Origin of the sequence: Pseudomonas sp. HMSC067G02 (genome assembly GCF_001813485.1) — a bacterium.
GTDB classification, from domain to species: Bacteria; Pseudomonadota; Gammaproteobacteria; order Pseudomonadales; family Pseudomonadaceae; genus Pseudomonas; species Pseudomonas aeruginosa.
This window is the reverse complement of sequence record NZ_KV812628.1, coordinates 135517-157784: the sequence shown is the minus strand read 5'-3', so window position 1 is coordinate 157784 and position 22268 is coordinate 135517. Positions and strand designations below refer to the sequence as shown.

Sequence of the window (22268 nt, the reverse complement as noted above, 5' to 3'; positions counted from 1 at the left end):
TTGAGATGACATTCAATATTACTCCTATATTTCTGGGTCAAAGAGTCCGGCCTGCCGGTCGGCACCTTTGGGTTGTTACGGCTGCGCGGGAGAGGTGTCCCGCCGCAAGCCCGCCACCAGTACAAGAAATCCCTGCACGGCTTTTTCGGAAGCGGCGCGTGGGTCGTCTGCGCTGGCGATCCACAGCGATGCGCCCAGCAGCGCCCCGTTTATCAGGCGGGCCGTCGCCAGGGGATCGACGGGGCGTATGACTGCCTCCTCGATCAACTTCTGGAGGCTGCGGCGCGTATTCACGATGCACACGTTCTGGCTGGGCCACTGGGAGGGATCGCCCAGAACCGCTGGCCCGTCCAGCAGGACGATCCGCTGGACTTCGGGCTCGACGGCCATCTTGATGTAGCCAATGCACTCCTGAACGAAGCCGTCCCAGGTGGACTCCGCCTCCTCGACGATGACGGCCAGTCGGCCAGATATCTCTGCATCAATCTGGGCGATGACCGCCTCCAGCAGCCCTTTCTTTCCACCGAAGTGGTGATAGAGCGCTCCGCGCGTCAGTCCGGCTTGGGCCGTCAGCTCATCCATTGAACTGTCCGCATATCCCACGGTTGCGAACGCAGCGCGGGCGGCACTGATGAGCTTGGCCCGCGTTTCCTCAATCATCTCTGCACGCTTTTGTGCCATTAGGTCGTCCTCCGATTTTTCACATAAGAAGTGTATGTAAATGATTGACATACGTTGCGTATGAGTGGATGATAAATGGCATACGTCACGTATGTCAAATTTTATCAACCGGGTTTCGCCATCCCTTCGAGACTGAAAACAATGAGCACATTGCCTTACCTTGCGGTCCTGCCTTCCTGGCGCCGCGCCTTGCCGTTAGCTGCGGCGAGCTTGCTGGCGCTGTCCCTAGCTGGCTGCAATAGCGACGCCGCCGACGCGGTCGCCGCCCCTCCACCCACGGTCAGCGTGGCACCTGTGTCGGTGCGCAAGATCGTCCAATGGGATGAGTTCAATGGCCGCGTCGAGGCGGTGGAAGGCGTTGCGCTGCGGCCACGTGTGAGTGGCTACATCGACAGGGTCAATTACGAAGAGGGCCAGATCGTCAAACGTGGCGACGTGCTGTTCGAGATTGACGCTCGCAGTTACCGTGCTGCTCTGGCTCGCGCGGAAGCAGACTTGGCCCGCGCCCGCACGCAGGCCGCACTGGCACGTAGCGAAGCGGCCCGTGCTCAAAAGCTGGCTTCGTTGCAAGCAGCCTCCACCGAGGAGTTGGAGCAGCGCCACGCCGCCGCCGATCAGGCCCAAGCCAACGTGCAGTTCGCCCAAGCCGCAGTCGAGACCGCCAAGTTGGATCTGTCGTTCACCCAGGTACGTTCGCCCATCACAGGCCGCGCCGGACGTGCACTGGTCACGGCAGGCAACTTGGTGAGTGCTGACGGCCAGGCCAGCATCCTGACCACCGTAGTCTCGCTGAACCCGGTGCACGTGCATTTTGATGTCGACGAGCGTACCTATCTGCGCTACGCCCACATGGCTCGCAACGGAGAGCGCCCCGACCAGCGCAGCGAAAGTATCCCGGTGCAGGTGGGCCTGGTCGGCGAGAACGGCTATCCACACGCCGGAAACGTGGACTTCGTGGACAACCGTGTCGATGCGGCCACCGGCACCATCCGCGCACGCGCCACCCTGGTCAATCCCGACGGCCTGCTTACGCCGGGCCTCTATGCCCGAGTGCGCCTGCCGGGTAGCGGCAGTTTCGAGGCCATGCTGATCGACGACAAGGCCATCCTGACCGACCAGAGCCGCAAGTACGTGTATGTGATCGATGAGAACAACACCGCCCAGCGCCGCGACATCACGCTGGGACGCAAGGCCGAAGGCCTGCGCATCGTCGAGGAAGGTCTAAATCCCGGCGACCGCGTGATCGTCAACGGCATCCAGAAGGTTTCTGTCGGCATGCCAGTGACGGCCCAGGACATTGAAATGGCGCCTGCAGGCCGACAAAACGCCCAGGCGAGCGAATGAGCGCGGAGAGCCAGCCATCATGAACTTTGCCCGCTTTTTCGTGGACAGGCCGATTTTTGCGGCCGTGCTGTCCATCATCATTTTCGTGGTTGGGTTGATCGCGATCCCGCTCTTGCCCGTCAGCGAGTACCCGGAAGTCGTGCCACCCAGCGTACAGGTTCGCGCCACGTATCCTGGCGCAAATCCGCGCGAAATCGCCGACACGGTAGCCGCACCACTGGAGGCATCCATCACCGGCGTGGAAAACATGCTCTACATGAAGTCCGTGGCCGGTAGTGATGGCGTGTTGGTGCTGACCGTCACCTTCCGTCCTGGCACCGATCCCGACGACGCCCAGGTCAAGGTACAGAACCGTGTCGCCCAGGCAGAGCCGCGTCTTCCCGAAGCGGTGCGCCAGCAAGGTGTGGTGACCGTCAAACAGTTCCCCAACGAAACGCTGGTCGTGCAGTTGCGCTCGCCGGGCGATCGCTATGACGCGCTGTACCTGCGCAACTATGCCGTGCTCCATGTACGCGACGAGTTGGCACGCATCCAGGGGGTGGGCGATGCCACGATCATCGGCTCTGGCGACTACGCCATGCGCTTATGGCTGGACCCCGACAAAATTGCGGCGCTGGGTATGACCGCCGGCGATGTGGTCGAAGCCGTGCGCGAACAGAACGTCCAGGTCTCGGCCGGTCAACTAGGTGCGCCGCCCAACCCCTCGGGAAGCGACTTCCTCCTGTCCATCAATGCGCAGGGCCGGCTGGTGACGGAAGAAGAGTTCGGCGACGTCATCGTCAAGACCGGATCGCAGGGTCAGGTCACCCGGCTGCGAGATGTGGCGCGCGTGGAAATGGACGCATCCAGCTACTCGCTGATGTCGTTGCTCAACAACAAGCCTGCTGTCGCGATCTCTGTCTTTGAAGCCCCGGGCGCCAATGCCATCGAAATCTCGGATCAAGTCCGCGCGAAGATGGACGAGTTGGCCAAGCGCTTTCCCGAGGGAGTGGAATGGTCGTTGGAGTATGACTCAACTGTCTTCGTGCGTCAGTCGATCAAGGCGGTCGTCAACACTCTGCTGGAAGCCATCGGACTGGTGGTGCTGGTGGTGATCTTGTTCCTTCAGACTTGGCGTGCCTCCATCATCCCACTGCTAGCCGTGCCGGTGTCGGTGGTAGGCACCTTCGCCGTGCTGCTGATGCTGGGCTTTTCCATCAATACGCTCACGCTTTTTGGACTCGTGCTTGCCATCGGGATCGTGGTGGACGACGCGATCGTGGTGGTGGAAAACGTCGAGCGCAACATCGCCGAAGGGCTGGCGCCGCTGGCTGCGGCCCATCAGGCCATGCGCGAAGTCAGTGGCCCCATCGTCGCCATCTCGCTGGTGCTGTGCTCGGTATTCGTGCCTATGGCATTCCTGTCCGGCGTGACAGGGCAGTTCTACAAACAGTTCGCCGTCACCATTGCGATCTCCACGGTAATTTCGGCCATCAACTCGCTGACGCTGTCGCCTGCGCTGGCCGCGCGCCTGCTTCGCCCGCATGGTGCCGCGCCAGACCTGCCCACGCGGGTGCTGGATCGCAGTCTGGGCTGGATATTACGGCCGTTCAACCGTTTCTTCCTGCGCAGCGCGGATGGCTATGGAAACAGCGTGTCGCGCATCCTCGGGCGGCGTGGTGCGGTGTTTCTCGTCTACATCGCGCTACTGGTGGCGACGGGAGCTGTGTTCAAGGCCGTCCCTGGCGGATTCATCCCCATGCAGGACAAGCTGTATCTCCTCGGTGTCATCCAGCTACCCGAGGGTGCATCCCTGGAGCGCACGGAAGCGCTGGTCCGCCGTGTGAGCGACATCGCGCTCAAGACCGATGGCGTCTACAACGCCGTGCAGTTCCCGGGCATGAACGGCTTGCAGTTGACCAACACGTCCAATAGCGGCCTAGTGTATTTCGTACTCAAGCCCATCAATGAGCGCAAGCACACTGCAACCGAGATTGCGGAACAGTTGAACGAGCGCTTCGCTCAGGAGCAGGACGGTCTGGCCTTTGCCATCATGCCGCCCCCTGTCATGGGGCTGGGCGCGGGTTCCGGGTTCTCTCTTTACGTGCAGGATCGCAACCGTGAGGGCTATGCCGCATTGCAGACGGCGACCACCGAGCTGGCGACGGCCATCTCGCAAGAACCGGGATTCCAATATCCGATCAGTTCCTATCAGGCCAATGTGCCGCAGCTTGACGCCGTAGTGGACCGCACCAAGGCGAAGGCACAGGGCGTGGCCGTGACCGATCTTTTCGATACGCTGCAAGTGTACCTGGGTTCGGCGTATGTCAACGACTTCACGCGCTTTGGCCGCACCTTCCGGGTGATGGCTCAGGCGGACGCACCGTTCCGCAGTTCTGTCGAGGACGTGGTCAAACTGCGCACCCGCAACGCCAATGGCGACATGGTGCCCATCGGCAGCATGGTGGACGTGCGCAAGACATTCGGCCCCGATCCCGTCATCCGCTTCAACGGCTATCCATCTGCCGACCTGATTGGTGAGTTTGATCCGCGTCTGGTGTCGTCATCGCAGGCATTGCAGCAAGTGCAATCCATTGCAGACAAGGTGCTGCCGCCAGGCATGCAACTGGAGTGGACCGACCTCAGCTACCAGCAGGTCACGCAAAGCAATACCGCGCTGGTGGTGTTCCCGCTGGCGGTACTGTTGGTCTTCCTGGTGCTGGCGGCACTGTACGAAAGCTGGACGTTGCCGCTGGCCGTCATCCTGATCGTGCCCATGAGCCTGTTGTCGGCCATGACGGGCGTGTGGCTCGCGGGTGGTGACAGCAACATTTTCGTGCAGATTGGCTTGATAGTGCTGATTGGTCTGGCCTCCAAGAATGCCATTCTGATCGTGGAGTTCGCCCGTGAACTTGAGCGCAAGGGGCACAGCATCCTCGATGCCGCGCTGGAGGCATCACGCCTTCGTCTGCGCCCGATCATCATGACTTCCATCGCCTTCATCGCTGGCGTGGTGCCGCTGATGGTCGGTTCCGGCGCAGGCGCGGAGATTCGCCAGGTTATGGGAGTGACTGTGTTCGCCGGCATGCTCGGCGTGACCTTGTTCGGTTTATTCCTGACTCCTGTTTTCTACGTCGCGTTACGCAGGCTCGCGACGCGCAAGCCACGTCGCCAGGCAAATGTCGCCATGGAGGCCACCCATGACTGACTCCACAAGGACTGATTCCGTCATGCTTCAAACGCCATCCCGCATCCGACCATGCCTACGTCGGATGCCACATCTGGTACTGCTCCCTTTGGTGGCGTTGACGCTGGCAGCTTGCGCAGTAGGGCCGAATTACAAGGCACCTGCCGCGCCCCAGGCAGTGACGTATGCCCGCCAAGACCCCGTTGCCGTGTCCCAGCTTGTACCGGAGGCCGATGCGCAATTCTGGCGGGAACTGGATGACCCGGTGCTGCACTCTTTGGTGGAGAATGCTCTTCACGCCAATCACGACATCCGCATAGCACTGTCGCGCTACGAGCAAGCCAGCGCACTGTCGCGCGAACGTCGCCAAGACTACTATCCGACGCTGGGCGCGTCCGGTGAAATCAGTACCCAGCGCGCCAGTGCTGCACAAGCACCGGATGCGTCCCGCTCCGACCGGGATAACGATCTGCATTCGGCTGGCCTATCCGTGATCTGGGAATTGGACTTCTTTGGCCGAGTGCGGCGCAGCGTGGAATCGCAGCGCGCCGAGACCGAGGCCAGCGCAGCCGACCTGGCGGGCGTACAAGTGGCTATGGTGGCCGAGTTGACCGACGCCTATTTCCGCTTGCGCGGCTTGCAAGTGCAATTACAGGTCGCGCGGGACAACGAAATCAACCAAGCCGAAACGCTGCGGCTGATCGAGGTCTTGTTCGAGAACGGCCGGGGCACGTCGTTCGATGCCGACCGCGCCCGCACGCAATTGGCGCTGACACGCTCGCGCATTCCGCCGCTTGAAGCTGAGGCTGCTGTGGCCGCCCACCGCATTGCCGTGCTCACTGGCCGCACGCCTGCGGCGATGGCCGAAGTGCTGGATCACCCCGCAGCCTTGCCTGAGCTGCCCGCCCAGATCAACGCCGGTGCACCGGGCGATCTACTGCGTCGCCGTCCCGATGTGGCTGCGGCAGAACGTAGGCTGGCTGCGGCCACTGCGCGTATCGGCGTAGCCATGGCAGACCTGTTCCCTCGCTTTACGTTGGGAGGGCTGATCGGCACGCAGGCGTTGGGCTTTGGTTCGTTGTTCGAGCGTGATAGTGAAACGCGAATGATCTCGCTCGGTGTGGGTGGTTCCTTCCTAGACGTGGGCCGGGTGCGGTCGCGCATCGCGGCGGCCAATTCAGCCACTGCCGAAAACTTGGCGGTATACGAGCGCACGGTGCTGCGCGCCATGGAAGAAACCGAGAACGCGCTGGTACGCCTATCGCGCGCGCAGACCGAGAACGCCATGCTGGTACAGGCGACCGAGGCCAGCCGCCGGGCAGCCAAGACGGCTCGCCTGCAATTTGAGGGCGGCGCCATCCATGTTTTGGATGTGCTGGAGGCCGAACGTTCACGCTTGGAGTCCGAAGACTTGCTGGCACAAAGCGCCACCCGCAGGGCGACGGCGTTGGTGGCGGTCTACAAGACGCTGGCCGGCGGCTGGTCACACGCCTTGCCCGGACCGCAGGGCGAGGCAGTCGCGCAGCGCCACAAAAGCGGCGACAGGCCTGAACTGGATGAACTCGGTGAGATGAGCGGCTACAACGCTGCGACTCTCAAACGGCCTTTGTACTGACAACAGGAGGCGAAATGGAGATTCGACACTTACGCTGCTTTCTCGCTGTCGCCGAAGAACTACATTTCGCCCGCGCGGCCGAGAGGCTGCACATCGAGCAGTCACCGCTGTCGCGCACTATCAAGGAACTGGAGGAGAGCCTGGGCGAACAGTTGTTCATTCGTACCAGCCGCAGCACGCGGCTGACACGGGCGGGCAAGCTGTTTCTGGAGCATGTGCCGCGCATCTTCACCGCCTTGCAGCAGGCGCGCGATAGCGTGAATGCAGCCACCAACGGCTTCCACGGTCAGTTGCGTATCGCACTGTCCGACGGCATCACGCCCTCGCGCCTGCCGTCCTTGCTGGCGCTGTGTCGGCAGGAAGAACCCGAAGTCGAGATTCGCCTGTTCGAGGTACCCTTGTCGCAGCAGATCAAGGGACTGCATGACGACCTGTACGACGTGGGCTTTGCCCAGTCCGATGAAGTTGGAGAAGGCATCACTGCCGAAGCCGTTTGGAGCGATGCACTGATGGTGGCGGTTCCTGCACGCCATCCGCTTTTGAAGCACAGGCGCATCCCGCTGGAAGAAGTGCTGCGCTATCCGCTGGTGCTGTGCGATCCGCACGTATGCGAAGGCCATGCTCGCCAAGTCGAGCGTGTACTGCGCCGGATAGATATGGAGCCGCTGATTGCCGAACGTGTGGCTTCGTGCGATTTGATGATGGCGTTAGTGTCGGCGGGCTTTGCGCTGGGCCTAGCCGGAGCGCCGCATATCGCAGGCAGCCGTGAGCCTGGGATTGTGGCTCGGCCGCTGGCGGGTCGCTCACCCATGCTGACCACTTATGTGCTGCACCGGGAAGGTGGATCCTCGGACGTGCTGTCACGCTTTATCGAGCGTGTGCAGGCCATCGAATCGCCGGACGGCATCAGAGCCACGCCCCCCCTTGAACCCGATTCCCAAGAGGAAGTCGAGTCATGACCATGAAGCAGATCGCCCCATTCCTGTTGGTCGCCGCGCTGTCCGCTTGCGGCCAGTCCGAAACACCGAAACAGGCAACCAATGTACCGACCGTGGAAGAGCTGGTCGCAGATCCTGCGCGCCTGAGGGAGCTGCGCCGCCAGTGCAAGACCGAACGCCCGACGATGGGAGACGTGCTGTGCAACCGGGTGGCCGAGGCGACGAACAAGCGCTTCTTTGGCTATGGAAACACGCCCTACACGCCGCCGAAGTTCTGATTGTTGGCTTTCTGCCGCGAATCTTGATTTTTCTTTCTCGACACGCCGCCGCGCGCTCACGCCTGCGGCGTTTTTACTGGTTTCGCCTCTGCATGACACCATGCTTTTTGCATCACCTTGCTGCCGATAACGGTCTTTGACCGGCACTGAACCGGCACCGATCCTGACGCCTGCGGCACGCCTTTGTGCCGCGTTTTCCACGGGGAATCAGCGCAGGAGAAATCGGAGGCCAGGGTATGCAAGCTCAGGGCGTGTTGTTCGGGCAGATCGCCGCCGTCTTCGGCATCGTGATCGCCGGTGTGTGGGGTGCCACGCAATGGACCGCCGCCGCCTTGGGCTACCAGCTACGCCTGGGCGCGCCCTGGTTCGACTTCCACGGCACGCCGGTCTATTACCCGTGGAAGCTGTTCGAGTGGTGGTTCTTCTTCGACGCCTACGCGCCGCAGGTGTTCGACACCGGCGGCATGATCGCGGCGAGCAGCGGCCTGCTGGCCGTGGTGGTCGCCATCGCCATGTCGGTGTGGCGCTCGCGCCAGGCGCGCAAAGTGACGACCTATGGCTCGGCCCGCTGGGCCGATGTCGCCGACATTCGCAAGGCCGGGCTGACGCAGCCCGCCGGCGTCTTTCTCGGCCAGCATGACGGCCACTACCTGCGGCACGAAGGGCCGGAACACGTCCTGACCTTTGCGCCCACGCGCTCGGGCAAGGGTGTGGGCCTGGTGGTGCCGACGCTGCTGTCCTGGCCGGCATCCGCCGTCATCCACGACATCAAGGGCGAGAACTGGCAGATCACCGCTGGCTGGCGTTCGCGCTTCTCGCATTGCCTGCTGTTCAACCCGACCGATGCCAGTTCGGCGGCCTACAACCCGCTGCTGGAAGTGCGGCGCGGCGCGCATGAGGTGCGCGACGTGCAGAACATCGCCGACATCCTGGTCGATCCCGAAGGTGCGCTGGAGAAGCGCAACCACTGGGAGAAGACCAGTCACGCGCTGCTGGTCGGTGCCATCCTGCATGTGTTGTACGCGGGCGAAGACAAGACGCTGCGTGGCGTCGCCAACTTTCTCAGCGATCCAGCCAGCCCGTTCGAGCTGACATTGCACCGGATGATGACGACCAAGCACTTGGGTGATGTGCAGCATCCGGTTGTCGCCTCCGCCGCCCGCGAAGTGCTCAACAAGAGCGACAACGAGCGCTCGGGCGTGCTCTCCACTGCCATGTCGTTCCTCGGCCTGTACCGCGATCCGACCGTGGCCGAAGTCACCTCGCGTTGCGACTGGCGCATTGCCGACCTGATCGCTTCAGAGCATCCCGTCTCGCTGTATCTGGTAGTGCCGCCTTCTGACATTTCGCGCACCAAACCGCTGATCCGGCTGATCCTCAACCAAATCGGACGACGGCTCACCGAATCGCTGGATGGCAGTGATGGCATCCAACGCCGCCACAAGCTGCTGTTGATGCTCGATGAGTTCCCGGCGCTGGGCCGTCTGGACTTCTTCGAGACCGCGCTGGCCTTCATGGCGGGCTATGGCATCCGCAGCTTCCTCATCGCGCAGTCGCTCAACCAGATCGACAAGGCATATGGGCAGAACCATTCGATCCTGGACAACTGCCATGTGCGCGTGACCTTCGCTACCAACGACGAACGAACGGCCAAACGCATTTCTGAAACCCTCGGCACCGCCACTGAACTGCGCGCCCAGCGCAACTATGCCGGACACAGATTGGCCCCATGGCTCGGCCACCTGATGGTGTCGCGGCAGGAAACCGCACGGCCACTGCTTACGCCGGGCGAAGTGATGCAACTGCCGACCGATGAAGCGGTGGTGATGGTGTCCAGTGTCGCGCCGATCAAGGCGAAGAAGCTGCGCTATTTCGCCGATGCCAATTTCAAGCAGCGGGTATTACCGCCGCCTTCGGTGACGGCTGGCCGCTATGCCGATGTGCCGCCGGCACGGCCTGACGACTGGAGCGGCTTGGCAATACCTGCGGTTCCCGCGACACCGGCCACGGCGTCCGCCGATGACCTGGAGGCCTTGGGTTCGACCGACGATGGCGGCCCACGCCGCCAGCCCGAACTGTCCGAAGCCATCGCCTATGCCCCCGAGATGGATGCCCCGAGCAGCGACCTGTCGCTGCTCGATGACGACGACATGCCCCCGGTGCTTCCCGGCCAGATCGACCCCGCCCTGCAACGCACGGCGCGACTGGCTTCTCTCGACCCCAACGACGGAATCGACCTATGAGCCAATACCGCCTCAATCTGTTCATCCAGCACGAGCACGCCAAACGTCTGGAAGAACTGGCCGCCAAGAAAGGCGTGTCCAAGTCGTCCATCGTCGCGGCGGCGCTCGCATCGTGGCTATCGCCCGATGCCGGCGACCAGCGTGAGGCCGCCATCGCCAAACGACTGGATCGCCTGTCGCGGCAGGCCGAGCGCCTGGAGCGTGACCAGAACATCCAGATCGAGACGCTGGCGCTATTCGTCCGCTACTACCTGACCGTCAGCACGCCGGTGCCGGAGGCCCATCAGGATGCGGCTCGCGCGCAGGGCAAGGCGCGCTTCGAGCAGTTCGTCGAACAGTTAGGCCGCCACCTGCTGCGTGGCCGCAGCCTGGTACGGGACGTGGTGGAAGAACTGCATCCCCAGGATCGTGAGTTCGAGATGCGCATGGATGACGCGGCCGCGATGGCCGCCGCCCATGAACGCACTGCGGAGCGTGCGTCATGAGTGCCGTTCCTCAAATCCCGCCCGAACCGCGCTCATCCGCTGCAGCATCCCAGGATCGCCGCATCCAGATGCTGCGCACGGCGATGGGGCCGGTGATCGCCGCTGCGCTGGAAGACCCGGACGTGGTGGAAGTGATGCTCAACCCCGACCGGACATTGTGGGTGGATCGGCTGTCGTCTGGCCGTGCGCCGCTCGGCGTCGAACTGCCCGAAGCCGATGGCGAACGCATCATCCGCCTGGTCGCCGCCCATGTCGGTGCGGAGGTGCATCGCGGCCAACCGCTCTTGACCGCCGAACTGCCTGAAACCGGCGAACGCTTCGAGGGCATCCTGCCGCCCGCCGCACCCGGCCCGGCCTTTGCGCTGCGCAAGCGTGCCGTGAGCATCATCGGTCTGGATCGCTATGTGGCTGATGGCATCCTGACCACTGGGCAGGCCGAGTTTCTGCGTCATGCCGTGCGCGAGCGGCACAACATCCTGATCGCCGGAGGCACCAGCACCGGCAAGACCACGCTGGCCAATGCCTTGCTGGCCGAGATCGCCGCCACCGGCGACCGCGTGCTGGTGCTCGAAGACACCATCGAACTGCAATGCGCGGCCCGCGACCATGTGCCGCTGCGCACCCGCGCCGGCGTCGTGTCCATGACCGAGCTGGTGCGGGCCACGATGCGCCTGCGGCCCGACCGCGTGATCGTCGGCGAAGTGCGCGGCGGCGAAGCGCTGGATCTGGTGAAGGTCTGGGGCACCGGCCACCCCGGCGGCATCGCCACCATTCATGCCGGCTCCGCGTTGGGCGCGCTGCTGCGCCTGGAGCAACTGATCCTCGAAGTGGCGGTGAATCCGCCCCGCGCCCTGATCGCCGAGGCGGTCAATGTCGTGATCCACATCGCAGGCCGCGGCCGCAAGCGCCACGTCGAAACCATTTCCCGCGTCGTCGGTTTCGACGGCGCGGGCTACCGCCTGGCGGATGCGCTGGAAGCGACGCTTCCCGAGCTGCCGCCGGTTCCTCTTACAGCCGCTGCCGCTACGCCTTCCTCGATCCCTGAACAACCTGGAGAACTGCCATGACGCACGTTGATGCTTTCCGTCTTTCTGTAAACCCGCTTTCCCCGCTGCCCATGCTGGCGCGTTTGCATCGCCTGGCCCGACCCGCAGGACAAGGGTTGCTGCTCGCGGTGTTGATGCTGTTGCTGGCGGGCACGGCGCAGGCCGCCGGTTCCTCAATGCCGTGGGAAGGCCCGCTGCAATCCATTCTCGAATCCATCCAGGGGCCGGTAGCCCGCATCGTCGCGGTGATCATCATCATCGCCACCGGCCTGGCGTTGGCCTTCGGCGATACCAGTGGCGGCTTTCGCAAGCTGATCCAGATCGTCTTCGGCCTGTCCATCGCCTTCGCGGCTTCGAGCTTCTTCCTGTCGTTCTTCAGCTTCTCCGGCGGGGCCGTCGTATGAGCACGGCCACCGATCTTCCGGGCTTTGAAGTGCCGCTGCATCGCTCGCTGACCGAGCCGATCCTGCTGGGCGGTGCGCCGCGCACCGTGGCGATTGCCAACGGCACGCTGGCCGCCGCCGTCGGGCTGGGCCTGCAACTGTGGATTCCCGGCGTGGTGCTCTGGATCATCGGCCATTCGCTGGCCGTATGGGGCGCGCGTGTCGATCCGCAGTTCATGCAGGTCTTCGCCCGGCACATCAAGCACAAGCCGCTGCTGGACGTGTGAGGACGATGCCATGCTGAACCTTGCCGAATACCGCCAACGGCCCGCGCTGCTGGCCGACTGGCTTCCCTGGGCCGGGCTGATCGCGCCGGGCGTTGTGCTGAACAAGGATGGCTCTTTCCAGCGCACGGCACGTTTTCGCGGGCCGGACTTGGACAGCGCCACGCAAGGCGAGTTGATCGCCACATCGGCGCGGCTCAACAACGCGTTGCGCCGCCTGGGTTCGGGCTGGGCCTTGTTCATTGAGGCCGAACGCCGGCCGGCGGCGGACTACCCACACTCCGACTTTCCCGAACCGCTGTCCTGGCTCGTGGACGAGGAACGCCGCGCCGCCTTCGAGGAATCAGGGCATCACTTCGAGAGCGGCTATCACCTGACGCTGGCTTACCTGCCGCCCGAGGAATCGCGCGCCCGCGCGGCCAAGCTGCTCTTCGAGAACGCGCCCGGCGATGGCGTGGACTGGGGCGGTCGCCTCGATGCCTTCGTGGCGGAAGCCGATCGTGTCTTCGACTTGCTCGATGGCGTGATGCCGGAAATCGCCTGGCTCGATGACGCCGAGACGCTGACCTACCTGCACGCCGCGGTTTCGACGAGGCGTTATCGCGTGGGCGTGCCCGAAGTGCCGTTCCACATCGACGCGCTACTGGCCGACTGCGCCCTAGTCGGTGGCCTGGCGCCCACGCTGGGAGACCAGCACCTGCGCGTGGTGTCGGTGCGGGGCTTTCCAACTTCCACCTGGCCGGGCCTGCTGGACGACCTCAACCGCCTGGGCTTCGCCTACCGCTGGAGCACGCGCTTTCTCTGCCTGGACAAAGCCGAAGCGGAAAAGGAACTCGGTCGCCTGCGCCGCCAGTGGTTCGCCAAGCGCAAGAACGTCATCGCGCTGCTGCGTGAAACCATATTCCAGCAGGAAAGCCCGCTGGTGGATACCGACGCCAGCAACAAGGCCGCCGATGCCGACGCCGCCCTGCAGGAACTGGGCAGCGATCAAGTGGCCTTCGGCTACCTCACCGCCACAGTGACGGTGCTCGATGTCGATCCAGCCGCGGCCGACGAAAAGCTGCGCATGGTGGAGCGCGTCATCCAGGGCCGGGGCTTCGTGACCATCCCCGAAACGCTGAACGCCGTGGATGCGTGGCTGTCGTCCATTCCTGGCAACGCTTACGCCAATGTGCGCCAGCCCATCGTCTCGACGCTGAACTTGGCGCACATGATGCCCTTGTCAGCGGTGTGGGCCGGGCCGGAGAAGAACGACCATCTGGACGGCCCGCCGCTGATCGTCACCCGCACCGATGGCGCGACGCCTTTTCGCTTGGTCACGCACATCGGCGACGTGGGCCACACACTGGTCGCCGGGCCGACCGGCATGGGCAAGTCGGTACTGCTTGCCATTCTGGCCATGCAGTTCCGGCGCTACTTCGGCTCGCGGATCTTCGCCTTCGACATGGGCCGCTCCATGCGTGCCACGATCCTCGGCCTCGGCGGCGAACACTACGACCTCGGTGCCGATGGCGGCATCGCCTTTCAGCCGTTGGCCCGTATCGACAGCGAGGGCTACCGCACCTGGGCGGCTGAATGGGTGGAAGGCCGGCTACTGCACGAAGGCGTGACCGTCGGCCCCGACGAGAAGGCAGCCATCTGGTCGGCGCTGGGTAGCCTCGCCGGTGCGCCGGTGGAACAGCGCACGCTGACCGGGCTTTCCGTGCTGCTGCAATCGAACGCGCTACGGCAAGCGCTGTCGCCCTATGTGCTTGGCGGCGCCCACGGCAAGCTGCTGGACGCCGACCGCGACCGGCTGGGCATGGCCGACGTGCAGGGCTTCGAGATGGAAGAACTGATGCACAGCCCCGCCGCCGTGCAAGCGGTGCTGCGCTACCTGTTCGCCCGCTTCGATGAGCGTTTCGATGGTGCGCCCACGCTGCTGATTCTGGATGAAGCCTGGCTGTTCCTCGATGAGCCATCTTTCGCGGCCCGCATCCGGCAATGGCTCAAGACGCTCAGGAAAAAGAACGTCAGCGTCATCTTCGCCACGCAGAGCCTGGCGGACATCAAGGACTCGACCATCGCGCCCGCGATCATCGAGAGCTGCGCCAGTCGGATTTTCTTGCCTAACCCGCAGGCGACCGAGCCGCAGATTCGCACGATCTATGAGGGTTTCGGGCTCAACAGCCGGCAGATCGAGATCGTCGCCACCGCGCAGCCCAAGCGCGACTACTACTACCAGTCGCGTCTCGGCAACCGCCTATTCGATCTCGACCTGGGGCCGTTGGCGCTCGCCTTCGCGGGCGCATCCACCCCTCAAGACCAACGCGACATCGACCGCGTGCTGACGCAGGCCGGCGCCCCCGGCTTCACCGGCGCGTGGCTGCGCCATCGCGGCCTCGACTGGGCTGCCGACCTGCTGCCGTCCTCACCGGCGGCCGCTTCGTTTCTCAACTCCCAACCACTGGAGGTTTCACCATGAAGACCAAGCCCCGTTTGCTGTCCGTCTCGCTCGCCGCCGTGCTGTCGGTATCGCTGCTGGCCGTGCAGCCCGCGTCCGCGCTGACGGTGTTCGACCCGTCGAACTTCGTGCAGAACACGCTGACAGCCATCCGCACGCTGGAGCAGATCAACAACCAGATCAACCAGCTCCAGAACGAAGCGCAGATGCTGATGAACCAGGCACGCAATCTGGCGAAGCTGGACTTCAACATCGTCAACCGGCTGCGCTCGACGCTCGCCACCACTGAGCGCCTGATCGCCGAGGCACGCGGCCTGGCCTACGACGTGCAGAGCATGGACGCCACGTTCGCCCGCCTGTACCCGGAGCAATATGCCGCCACCATCAGCGGCGACCGCATGGCGCAGGACGCCCGCGAACGCTGGCAGAACACCTTGAACGGTCTGCACACCGCGATGCGGATGCAGGCGCAGGTGTCGCAAAACCTTGCTCAAGACGAAAGTGCGCTGGCCGACCTCGTGAGCCAGAGCCAGTCGGCCACCGGCGCTCTGCAAGCCATGCAGGCGACGAATCAGCTTCTCGCCTTGCAGGCCAAGCAGTCGATCCAGGCGCAGCAGCTCCAGATCACGCAAGACCGGGCCGCTTCGCTGGAACTGGCGCGGCAGGCGGCGGCGACCGAACGCGCCCGCGAAGTGCGGCGGCGCTTCCTCGGCACCGGCACGCCGTACACGCCGCAGTCCGTCAACTTCTACAACAACTGACGGGAGGCGGCCATGCGATGCGCTTCCGTCCTGCTGGCCGTGCTGCTGACCGCTTGCGGCCAGCAGCCGGTCGAGAACTTGGCCGACGCCCTGGCCGCCGACCCCGTGCGGCTCAAGGCGCTACGCGGGCAATGCGCGGCTGATCGGCAAGCCGTAGGCGAGGACGCCTGCCGCGCCGCCGCCGAAGCCTTCCGGCGACGCTTCTTCGCCGGCCACACCGGGCCGGACGAATACGAATCGCTGACCGAACTGCCGCCGATTCCGCCGAGCTTCGACACGCCCACCGACGACATGCCAGCGCCGCTCACCTCGCCGGAGAACACGCCATGAACGACGTGACCATCATCGACCGTTTCCTCGATACGTTCTCGCGCTACATCGACTCGGGCTTCGGGCTGCTACAAGGCGAAGTGGCGTTTCTCACCGCCACGCTCATCGTCATCGACATGACGATCGCGGGCCTGTACTGGGCCATGAGCCACGCCACCGGCCAGGGCGAAGACGTGATCGCCAAGCTGCTGCGCAAGGTGCTCTACGTCGGCGCCTTCGCCTACATCATCGGCAACTTCAACTGGCTGGCGAGCATCGTGTTCCGCTCGTTCGCCGGGCTGGGCCTGACGGCCACCGGCTCGGCCATGACGATGGAGAATTTTCTTCAGCCGGGGCGGCTGGCGAAAACCGGCATTGACGCAGGAGCACCGATTCTGGAACAGATCGGGGACATGGCCGGGTTCCCCGAGGTGTTCGTGAACATCGACCCCATCGTGGTGATGTTCCTCGCCTGGCTGGTGGTGATCCTCTGCTTCTTCGTGCTGGCGGTGCAGCTTTTCATCACGCTGATCGAGTTCAAGCTGACCACGCTCGCCGGCTTCGTGCTGGTGCCGTTCGCGCTGTGGAACAAGACGAGCTTCCTGGCGGAAAAGGTGCTCGGCAACGTGGTGTCTTCGGGCATCAAAGTCTTGGTGCTGGCCGTCATCGTCGGCATCGGTTCGGGTCTGTTCGCCGAGTTCCAAGCGCATCCCGATGAACCATCCATCGACCATGCGCTGGTCGTGATGCTGGCCTCGCTCGCGCTGCTGGCGCTGGGCATCTTCGGCCCCGGCATCGCCACCGGCCTGGTGTCCGGTGCGCCTCAGCTTGGCGCGGGCGCGATGGCCGGTGCTGCTGTCGGCGCTGTCGGCACGGGCGTCGCCATCGGTGCCGCCGCGACCGGCGTGGGCGCCGCCGTAGCCGCCGGGGCACGCATGGCGCCAGCCGCCGCGAAGCTGGCCGGTGCCGGGGCGCGTGCCGCCACCTCAGCGGCTGGCAACGCGCGGTCGGCGTTCCAGGCGGGTTCCACCGCTGCGGGCGGCGGGGCCAAAGGCGCGGCGGCTGGCCTTGGCAATGTCGCCAAGACCAGCGCACAGGCCGCCAGCCGCCGCGTCGCTTCTGGTGCTTCCGCAGCAGGGCAGAAGATGACCAGTTCCTTTCGTGCCGGCTGGAACGGATCTTCGGACGATGCCGGTGCAGCCGCGGCGGGCCAATCCGCCGCAAGCGAGGCCGCAGACGGCGCTGCCAACTCGCAGAAGCAAGAGCAACCCGCCTGGGCCAAGCGGATGCACCGCCGCCAGCAGATCACCCATGCCGCGACCACCACCGCCCACACGCTGCGCGGTGGCGACGGCGGCGGCTCAGGGCAAGGCCCGAGCCTGCGCGATTCCGATACCTGACCCTCAAGGAGAACACCCATGCGATTCAAACGACCGCAGGTGCGCTACGCCGATACGCCGCAGCCTGCCACCCCGTATCAAGCCGCCGCCCAGGTGTGGGACGAGCGTATCGGCTCGGCCCGCGTGCAGGCCAAGAACTGGCGGCTGATGGCCTTCGGCTGCCTGGTGCTCGCGCTACTGATGGCCGGTGGCCTGGTATGGCGCTCGGCGCAGTCCATCGTGACGCCTTACGTCATCGAGGTCGATCAGGCCGGACAGGTTCGCGCCGTGGGCGAGGCCGCCACGCCGTACCGGCCCGCCGATGCGCAGATCGCGCACCACCTGGCACGCTTCGTCAGCCTGGTGCGCTCGCTGTCCATCGACCCCATCGTCGTGCGGCAAAACTGGCTCGATGCCTACGACTACACCACCGACCGGGGCGCGGCCGTGCTCAACGACTACGCCCGCACCAATGATCCATTCGCTCGCATCGGCAAGGAATCGGTGACGGTGCAGATCACCAGCGTGGTGCGTGCCAGCGACACGTCTTTCAACGTGCGCTGGACGGAGCAACGGTTCGTCAATGGCGCACCCGCTGGCACCGAACGCTGGAACGCCGTGCTTTCCACCGTCCTGCAAACCCCGCGCACCGAACAGCGCCTGCGCAAGAACCCGTTGGGTATCTACGTCAACGGCCTGTCGTGGAGCCGCGAACTGGATTCTTCCGAAGGAGCCAAGCCATGAACCTGCCTTTCCGCTTTCACGCTTTGCCGTTGATCCTGCTTGCCCTCGCGGGCTGCGCCTCGCAGGGCAAGCCGCCGCCGACCATCTCACTTGATGAGCCAGTGCTGGCCCAGCCGCTGCCCGAACCGCTCGCGCCGGTGGAAGTCGTCGCCGTCCCCGAGCCGCTGGCGTTGCCGGCGCAGTTGAAGCCACTGCCGGAGGTCGATGCGGCCCCGGCTGCGCCGGAGCCAGCCGACGAGAAGGTACGTGTTTCCCGTGCCAACGCCGAGGCACGCATCGCACCCACACGCGAGGGCTACGTCAATGCTATCCAGGTGTGGCCTTTCACCGATGGTGCGCTTTATCAGGTCTATGCCTCGCCGGGGCGCGTGACCGTGGTTTCGCTCCAGCCGGGCGAGGAACTGGTGACGGTCGCCGCCGGCGATACCGTGCGCTGGATCGTGGGCGACACGTCCAGCGGCAGCAGCGACGCGCTGCGCGTCAATGTGCTGGTCAAGCCCATCCGCTCGGGCCTGAAAACCAATCTGGTCATCACCACCAGCCGGCGCACCTACCTGCTGGAGCTGACCTCGACGGAAAAGGCATGGATGGCCTCGGTATCCTGGGACTATCCACGCGACCGGATGCTGGCCTTGCAGCGCCAGTCGCAGGCGGCCAGCGCCGCCGCGCCAGTCGATACCGGCCTGGCGTTGGAGAAGATCCGCTTCCGTTACGCGGTATCGGGCAGCAACCCGCCGTGGAAGCCGCTGCGTGCCTTCGATGACGGCGAGAAGGTCTATATCCAGTTTCCGGCGGGCATTGCCCAGGGCGAGCTGCCGCCGCTGTTCGTCATCGGCGTGCAGGGCGACGGGCAACTGGTGAATTATCGTTTCCGCTCGCCGTACTACATCGTGGATCGCCTGTTCGGCGCGGCCGAACTGCGGCTGGGCGGCGATGGCGGCGACGTGGTGCGTATCGAGCGCACCGATGGCGTGGCGCGGAGGAACTGACCATGAGCCAGGATGACACTCCCGACCTCGCCGCTCCGCCGGCGGGCAAGGTGGCGCCCGAGGCTGTGGCGCTGCGTGCCCAGCCGCGTCCGGTCACGCGCCTGAACCGGCGCACGCTGGCCATCCTCGCGGGCGGCCTGTCGGTCGCCGTGCTTGGGGCCACGATCTGGTCGCTGCAACCGCATCGGCGCGGTACGGGCGAGCAAACCGAGCTTTACAACGTCGATCGCGTCTCGAAGTCCGAAGGGCTGGATGCGCTACCGACGGACTACTCGAAGCTGCCGCCAGCCTTGCCGCACGATGTACCCGAGCTGGGGCCGCCGCTGCCGGGCGACCTCGGCCCGGTCATCGTGAAGTCGCAGCAGCCGGTGACAGCCGCCTACGCGGCTCCCGGCCACGACCCGAACGATGCGCTGCGCAAGGAAGCCGAAGCTGCCGCAGCATCGTCCGTGTTCTTCCGCTCGGGTGCGCAGGCGGCCGCGCCGGTCGCGCAGTCGCAGGCCGCCACCGCGCCGGGCTTCGCCGCCAATGCGGCGTTCGACCCGATGGCCGCCGGGCCGGCCTCGACGGCGGCCCAGCCTGCCGATCCGACCGCCGTGCAGAACCGGCAAGACCAGAAGGAGGCTTTCCTGAAAGGCGGCTCTACGGAAACCCGCAATTCCGGCAACCTGACCCTGCCGGCTTCGCCGTATCAGGTCATGGCCGGAACGGTGGTTGCCGGAGCGCTGGTGACGGGCATCAAGTCGGACTTGCCCGGCGACGTGATCGCCACTGTGACAGAGCCGGTCTATGACACGGCCACCGGGCGTTTCCTGCTGATCCCGCAGGGTTCGCGCATCCTGGGCAAATACAACAGCCAGGTCAGTTACGGGCAGAGCCGCGTTCAAGTCGTCTGGAATCGGATCATTCTGCCGGACACGTCTTCGTTGACGCTCGACAATCTGGCCGGCGCAGATCCGGCCGGCTATGCCGGCCTGGAAGACGATGTGGACTACCACTGGGGCCGCATCTTTGCCGGTGCGGCGCTGACGACCCTGCTGGGCGTCGGCGCCGAACTGGCCGCGCCGGAGAATCGACAAGATGGCGATCGCGTCATCATCGCCGGGCGTGACAGTTTGCAGGACACGGTGAATCAAATCGGCCAGGAAGTGACCCGGCGCAACCTCAACATCCAGCCCACCTTGACCCAACGGCCCGGCCTGCCGGTGCGGATCATCGTCAACCGCGACTTGGTGTTGCGGCCGTACCAGCCGCTGTTCTTCAATCGGGGGACTTCACGATGAGCACAACCAAGAAGCTGCGGCTGGGGCCGCTGCCCAAGACCGAAAGCGTCAAGCTCACCTTTGCCTGCCCGGCCAGTCTTAAAACCGACCTCGACCGCTACGCCGCGCTGCACGCGCAGGCGTATGGCGAGGCAGTCGATGCGGCGACGCTGATCCCGCACATGCTGGAAGCGTTCATGGCGGGGGATCGGGGATTCAGAAAAGGAGGGGCAGGCAAGGCCGCCCCGCCGAAGCCGAGTTGACGATGCGGACGCCTCTACCATCCGCCCACGATGAAAGCGCAGCCCAAGGGCTGCGCTTTCGCTTTGAGCGGTGGCTTGCGATAGGCCGGGCTATGATGGCGGTGCGACCTTGCCCGCTCCGCCGCTCCTAGGCTTGCTACCGCGAAGCGCCTATGCGGCACCTAGCTCAAAACGCGGTAAGAGCACACCGAGGCCGAAATCTGGCCTAACCTATTGCCCCACAAGACCTTTCGTACCGTTGCATGTCCGCACTAACGACTTGACAGCGGACATTTTTTATGTCCGGGCTGCGACGCGTGACCCTTTGGTCACGATTCCTGCCTTCGGTCCGCCCAAGCGGAGGTGTCTCATTTACAATGCGCGACGTCTCTAGCTCCTGAATGTGCTTTTCCGGCATCTAGCAACCGAGGTTTTCATGATCATCAAACCGCGCGTGCGTGGCTTCATCTGCGTCACTACCCATCCGGCAGGCTGCGAGGCCAACGTCAAGCAACAGATCGACTACGTCGAGGCCAAGGGCCCCGTCGTCAACGGACCGAAGAAGGTCCTGGTCATCGGTTCCTCCACCGGCTATGGCCTGGCTGCCCGCATCACCGCCGCGTTCGGTTCCGGCGCCGATACCCTCGGGGTGTTCTTCGAGCGTCCGGGCAGCGAGAGCAAGCCGGGTACCGCCGGCTGGTACAACTCGGCGGCCTTCGAGAAGTTCGCCCACGAGAAAGGCCTGTATGCCCGCAGCATCAATGGCGACGCTTTCTCCGACGAGGTGAAGCGGCTGACCATCGAGACCATCAAGCGCGATCTCGGCAAGGTCGACCTGGTGGTCTACAGCCTGGCCGCGCCGCGCCGTACCCATCCGAAGAGCGGCGAAGTGTTCTCCTCGACCCTCAAGCCGATCGGCAAGTCGGTCAGCTTCCGTGGCCTGGACACCGACAAGGAAGTGATCAAGGACGTGGTCCTGGAGGCGGCCAGCGACCAGGAAGTCGCCGATACCGTTGCGGTGATGGGCGGCGAGGACTGGCAGATGTGGATCGACGCGCTGCTGGAAGCCGACGTGCTGGCCGACGGCGCGAAGACCACCGCGTTCACCTACCTGGGCGAGAAGATCACCCACGACATCTACTGGAACGGTTCCATCGGCGCGGCCAAGAAGGATCTCGACCAGAAGGTCCTCGGTATCCGCGACAAGCTCGCCCCGCTGGGCGGCGATGCGCGCGTGTCGGTGCTCAAGGCGGTGGTGACCCAGGCCAGCTCGGCGATCCCGATGATGCCGCTGTACCTGTCGCTGCTGTTCAAGGTGATGAAGGAGCAGGGCACCCACGAAGGTTGCATCGAGCAGGTCGACGGCCTGTACCGGGAGAGCCTGTACGGCGCCGAGCCGCGCCTCGACGAGGAAGGCCGCCTGCGTGCCGACTACAAGGAACTGCAGCCGGAAGTGCAGTCCCGTGTCGAGGAGCTGTGGGACAAGGTAACCAACGAGAACCTTTACGAGTTGACCGACTTCGCCGGCTACAAGAGCGAGTTCCTCAACCTGTTCGGTTTCGAGGTCGCTGGGGTCGACTACGAGCAGGACGTCAACCCGGACGTGCAGATCGCCAACCTGATCCAGGCCTGATGCCTGGATCCGAGCCGTCCTCGCGACGGTTCCCGCTCCCCCG

The 22268-nt window shown here is 64.6% G+C and carries 20 protein-coding genes; 19 read left to right on the top strand and 1 reads right to left on the bottom strand.

From position 1 onward, the window contains the following. Window positions 1–75: 75 nt before the first annotated feature. A complete protein-coding gene (locus tag HMPREF2914_RS03860; RefSeq protein ID WP_023110675.1) occupies window positions 76–681 on the bottom strand; it encodes a TetR/AcrR family transcriptional regulator in 606 nt (201 codons plus the stop codon). Window positions 682–822: 141 nt separating this feature from the next. Here HMPREF2914_RS03860 and HMPREF2914_RS03855 point away from each other — a divergent pair, with 141 nt between their 5' ends. The 19 genes from HMPREF2914_RS03855 (at window position 823) to fabV (ending at window position 22225) form a co-directional block, all read left to right on the top strand. Continuing rightward, window positions 823–2025, top strand: coding sequence for an efflux RND transporter periplasmic adaptor subunit (locus HMPREF2914_RS03855; protein WP_021204037.1), 1203 nt, complete (start codon window positions 823–825; stop codon window positions 2023–2025). Between the two features lie 19 nt (window positions 2026–2044). Then, window positions 2045–5212: an efflux RND transporter permease subunit gene (locus HMPREF2914_RS03850; RefSeq protein WP_021204036.1), complete on the top strand. Its 3168-nt coding sequence runs from the start codon at window positions 2045–2047 to the stop codon at window positions 5210–5212. Beyond that, entirely contained in the window at window positions 5184–6806 is a 1623-nt protein-coding gene (locus HMPREF2914_RS03845) for an efflux transporter outer membrane subunit (protein WP_226342114.1), read from the top strand. The genes HMPREF2914_RS03850 and HMPREF2914_RS03845 overlap by 29 nt, the downstream gene beginning before the upstream one ends. A 14-nt stretch (window positions 6807–6820) precedes the next feature. Continuing rightward, window positions 6821–7765 carry a LysR family transcriptional regulator gene (locus HMPREF2914_RS03840; RefSeq protein ID WP_021204034.1) on the top strand — a complete coding sequence of 315 codons (945 nt, stop codon included), beginning with the start codon at window positions 6821–6823 and terminating at the stop codon, window positions 7763–7765. Between the two features lie 2 nt (window positions 7766–7767). Beyond that, on the top strand, window positions 7768–8022 hold the full coding sequence (locus HMPREF2914_RS03835; RefSeq protein WP_024718240.1) for an EexN family lipoprotein: 255 nt from the start codon (window positions 7768–7770) through the stop codon (window positions 8020–8022). Between the two features lie 236 nt (window positions 8023–8258). Further along, window positions 8259–10265 (top strand): conjugal transfer protein TraG, encoded by a 2007-nt coding sequence (locus HMPREF2914_RS03830; protein ID WP_021204033.1) that lies wholly within the window; start codon window positions 8259–8261, stop codon window positions 10263–10265. Then, window positions 10262–10750, top strand: coding sequence for a CopG family transcriptional regulator (locus tag HMPREF2914_RS03825; RefSeq protein WP_021204032.1), 489 nt, complete (start codon window positions 10262–10264; stop codon window positions 10748–10750). The genes HMPREF2914_RS03830 and HMPREF2914_RS03825 overlap by 4 nt, the downstream gene beginning before the upstream one ends. After that, window positions 10747–11817 carry a P-type conjugative transfer ATPase TrbB gene (gene trbB, locus HMPREF2914_RS03820; RefSeq protein WP_022960601.1) on the top strand — a complete coding sequence of 357 codons (1071 nt, stop codon included), beginning with the start codon at window positions 10747–10749 and terminating at the stop codon, window positions 11815–11817. Before HMPREF2914_RS03825 ends, trbB begins: the two co-directional genes overlap by 4 nt. Next, window positions 11814–12200 carry a TrbC/VirB2 family type IV secretion system protein gene (locus tag HMPREF2914_RS03815; RefSeq protein ID WP_022960600.1) on the top strand — a complete coding sequence of 129 codons (387 nt, stop codon included), beginning with the start codon at window positions 11814–11816 and terminating at the stop codon, window positions 12198–12200. The genes trbB and HMPREF2914_RS03815 overlap by 4 nt, the downstream gene beginning before the upstream one ends. Next, window positions 12197–12466 (top strand): VirB3 family type IV secretion system protein, encoded by a 270-nt coding sequence (locus HMPREF2914_RS03810; RefSeq protein WP_021204031.1) that lies wholly within the window; start codon window positions 12197–12199, stop codon window positions 12464–12466. Before HMPREF2914_RS03815 ends, HMPREF2914_RS03810 begins: the two co-directional genes overlap by 4 nt. Before the next feature lie 10 nt (window positions 12467–12476). Next, window positions 12477–14927 carry a conjugal transfer protein TrbE gene (trbE, locus tag HMPREF2914_RS03805; protein WP_021204030.1) on the top strand — a complete coding sequence of 817 codons (2451 nt, stop codon included), beginning with the start codon at window positions 12477–12479 and terminating at the stop codon, window positions 14925–14927. After that, a complete protein-coding gene (trbJ, locus tag HMPREF2914_RS03800) occupies window positions 14924–15667 on the top strand; it encodes a P-type conjugative transfer protein TrbJ (RefSeq protein WP_011716362.1) in 744 nt (247 codons plus the stop codon). Before trbE ends, trbJ begins: the two co-directional genes overlap by 4 nt. Before the next feature lie 12 nt (window positions 15668–15679). After that, window positions 15680–15997: a hypothetical protein gene (locus HMPREF2914_RS03795; RefSeq protein ID WP_021204029.1), complete on the top strand. Its 318-nt coding sequence runs from the start codon at window positions 15680–15682 to the stop codon at window positions 15995–15997. Continuing rightward, window positions 15994–17376, top strand: coding sequence for a P-type conjugative transfer protein TrbL (gene trbL / locus HMPREF2914_RS03790; protein WP_021204028.1), 1383 nt, complete (start codon window positions 15994–15996; stop codon window positions 17374–17376). The genes HMPREF2914_RS03795 and trbL overlap by 4 nt, the downstream gene beginning before the upstream one ends. Before the next feature lie 18 nt (window positions 17377–17394). Beyond that, entirely contained in the window at window positions 17395–18099 is a 705-nt protein-coding gene (gene trbF / locus HMPREF2914_RS03785; RefSeq protein WP_011716365.1) for a conjugal transfer protein TrbF, read from the top strand. Further along, window positions 18096–19088 carry a P-type conjugative transfer protein TrbG gene (trbG, locus tag HMPREF2914_RS03780; RefSeq protein ID WP_021204027.1) on the top strand — a complete coding sequence of 331 codons (993 nt, stop codon included), beginning with the start codon at window positions 18096–18098 and terminating at the stop codon, window positions 19086–19088. The genes trbF and trbG overlap by 4 nt, the downstream gene beginning before the upstream one ends. A 2-nt stretch (window positions 19089–19090) precedes the next feature. Then, complete coding sequence (locus HMPREF2914_RS03775; RefSeq protein ID WP_020203103.1) at window positions 19091–20371, top strand: TraB/TrbI/VirB10 family type IV secretion system protein; 1281 nt, start codon at window positions 19091–19093, stop codon at window positions 20369–20371. After that, window positions 20368–20613 (top strand): DUF2274 domain-containing protein, encoded by a 246-nt coding sequence (locus HMPREF2914_RS03770; protein ID WP_011716368.1) that lies wholly within the window; start codon window positions 20368–20370, stop codon window positions 20611–20613. The genes HMPREF2914_RS03775 and HMPREF2914_RS03770 overlap by 4 nt, the downstream gene beginning before the upstream one ends. 415 nt (window positions 20614–21028) lie before the next feature. Continuing rightward, entirely contained in the window at window positions 21029–22225 is a 1197-nt protein-coding gene (gene fabV / locus HMPREF2914_RS03765; protein ID WP_003102929.1) for an enoyl-ACP reductase FabV, read from the top strand. The last annotated feature ends 43 nt before the right edge of the window (window positions 22226–22268 follow it).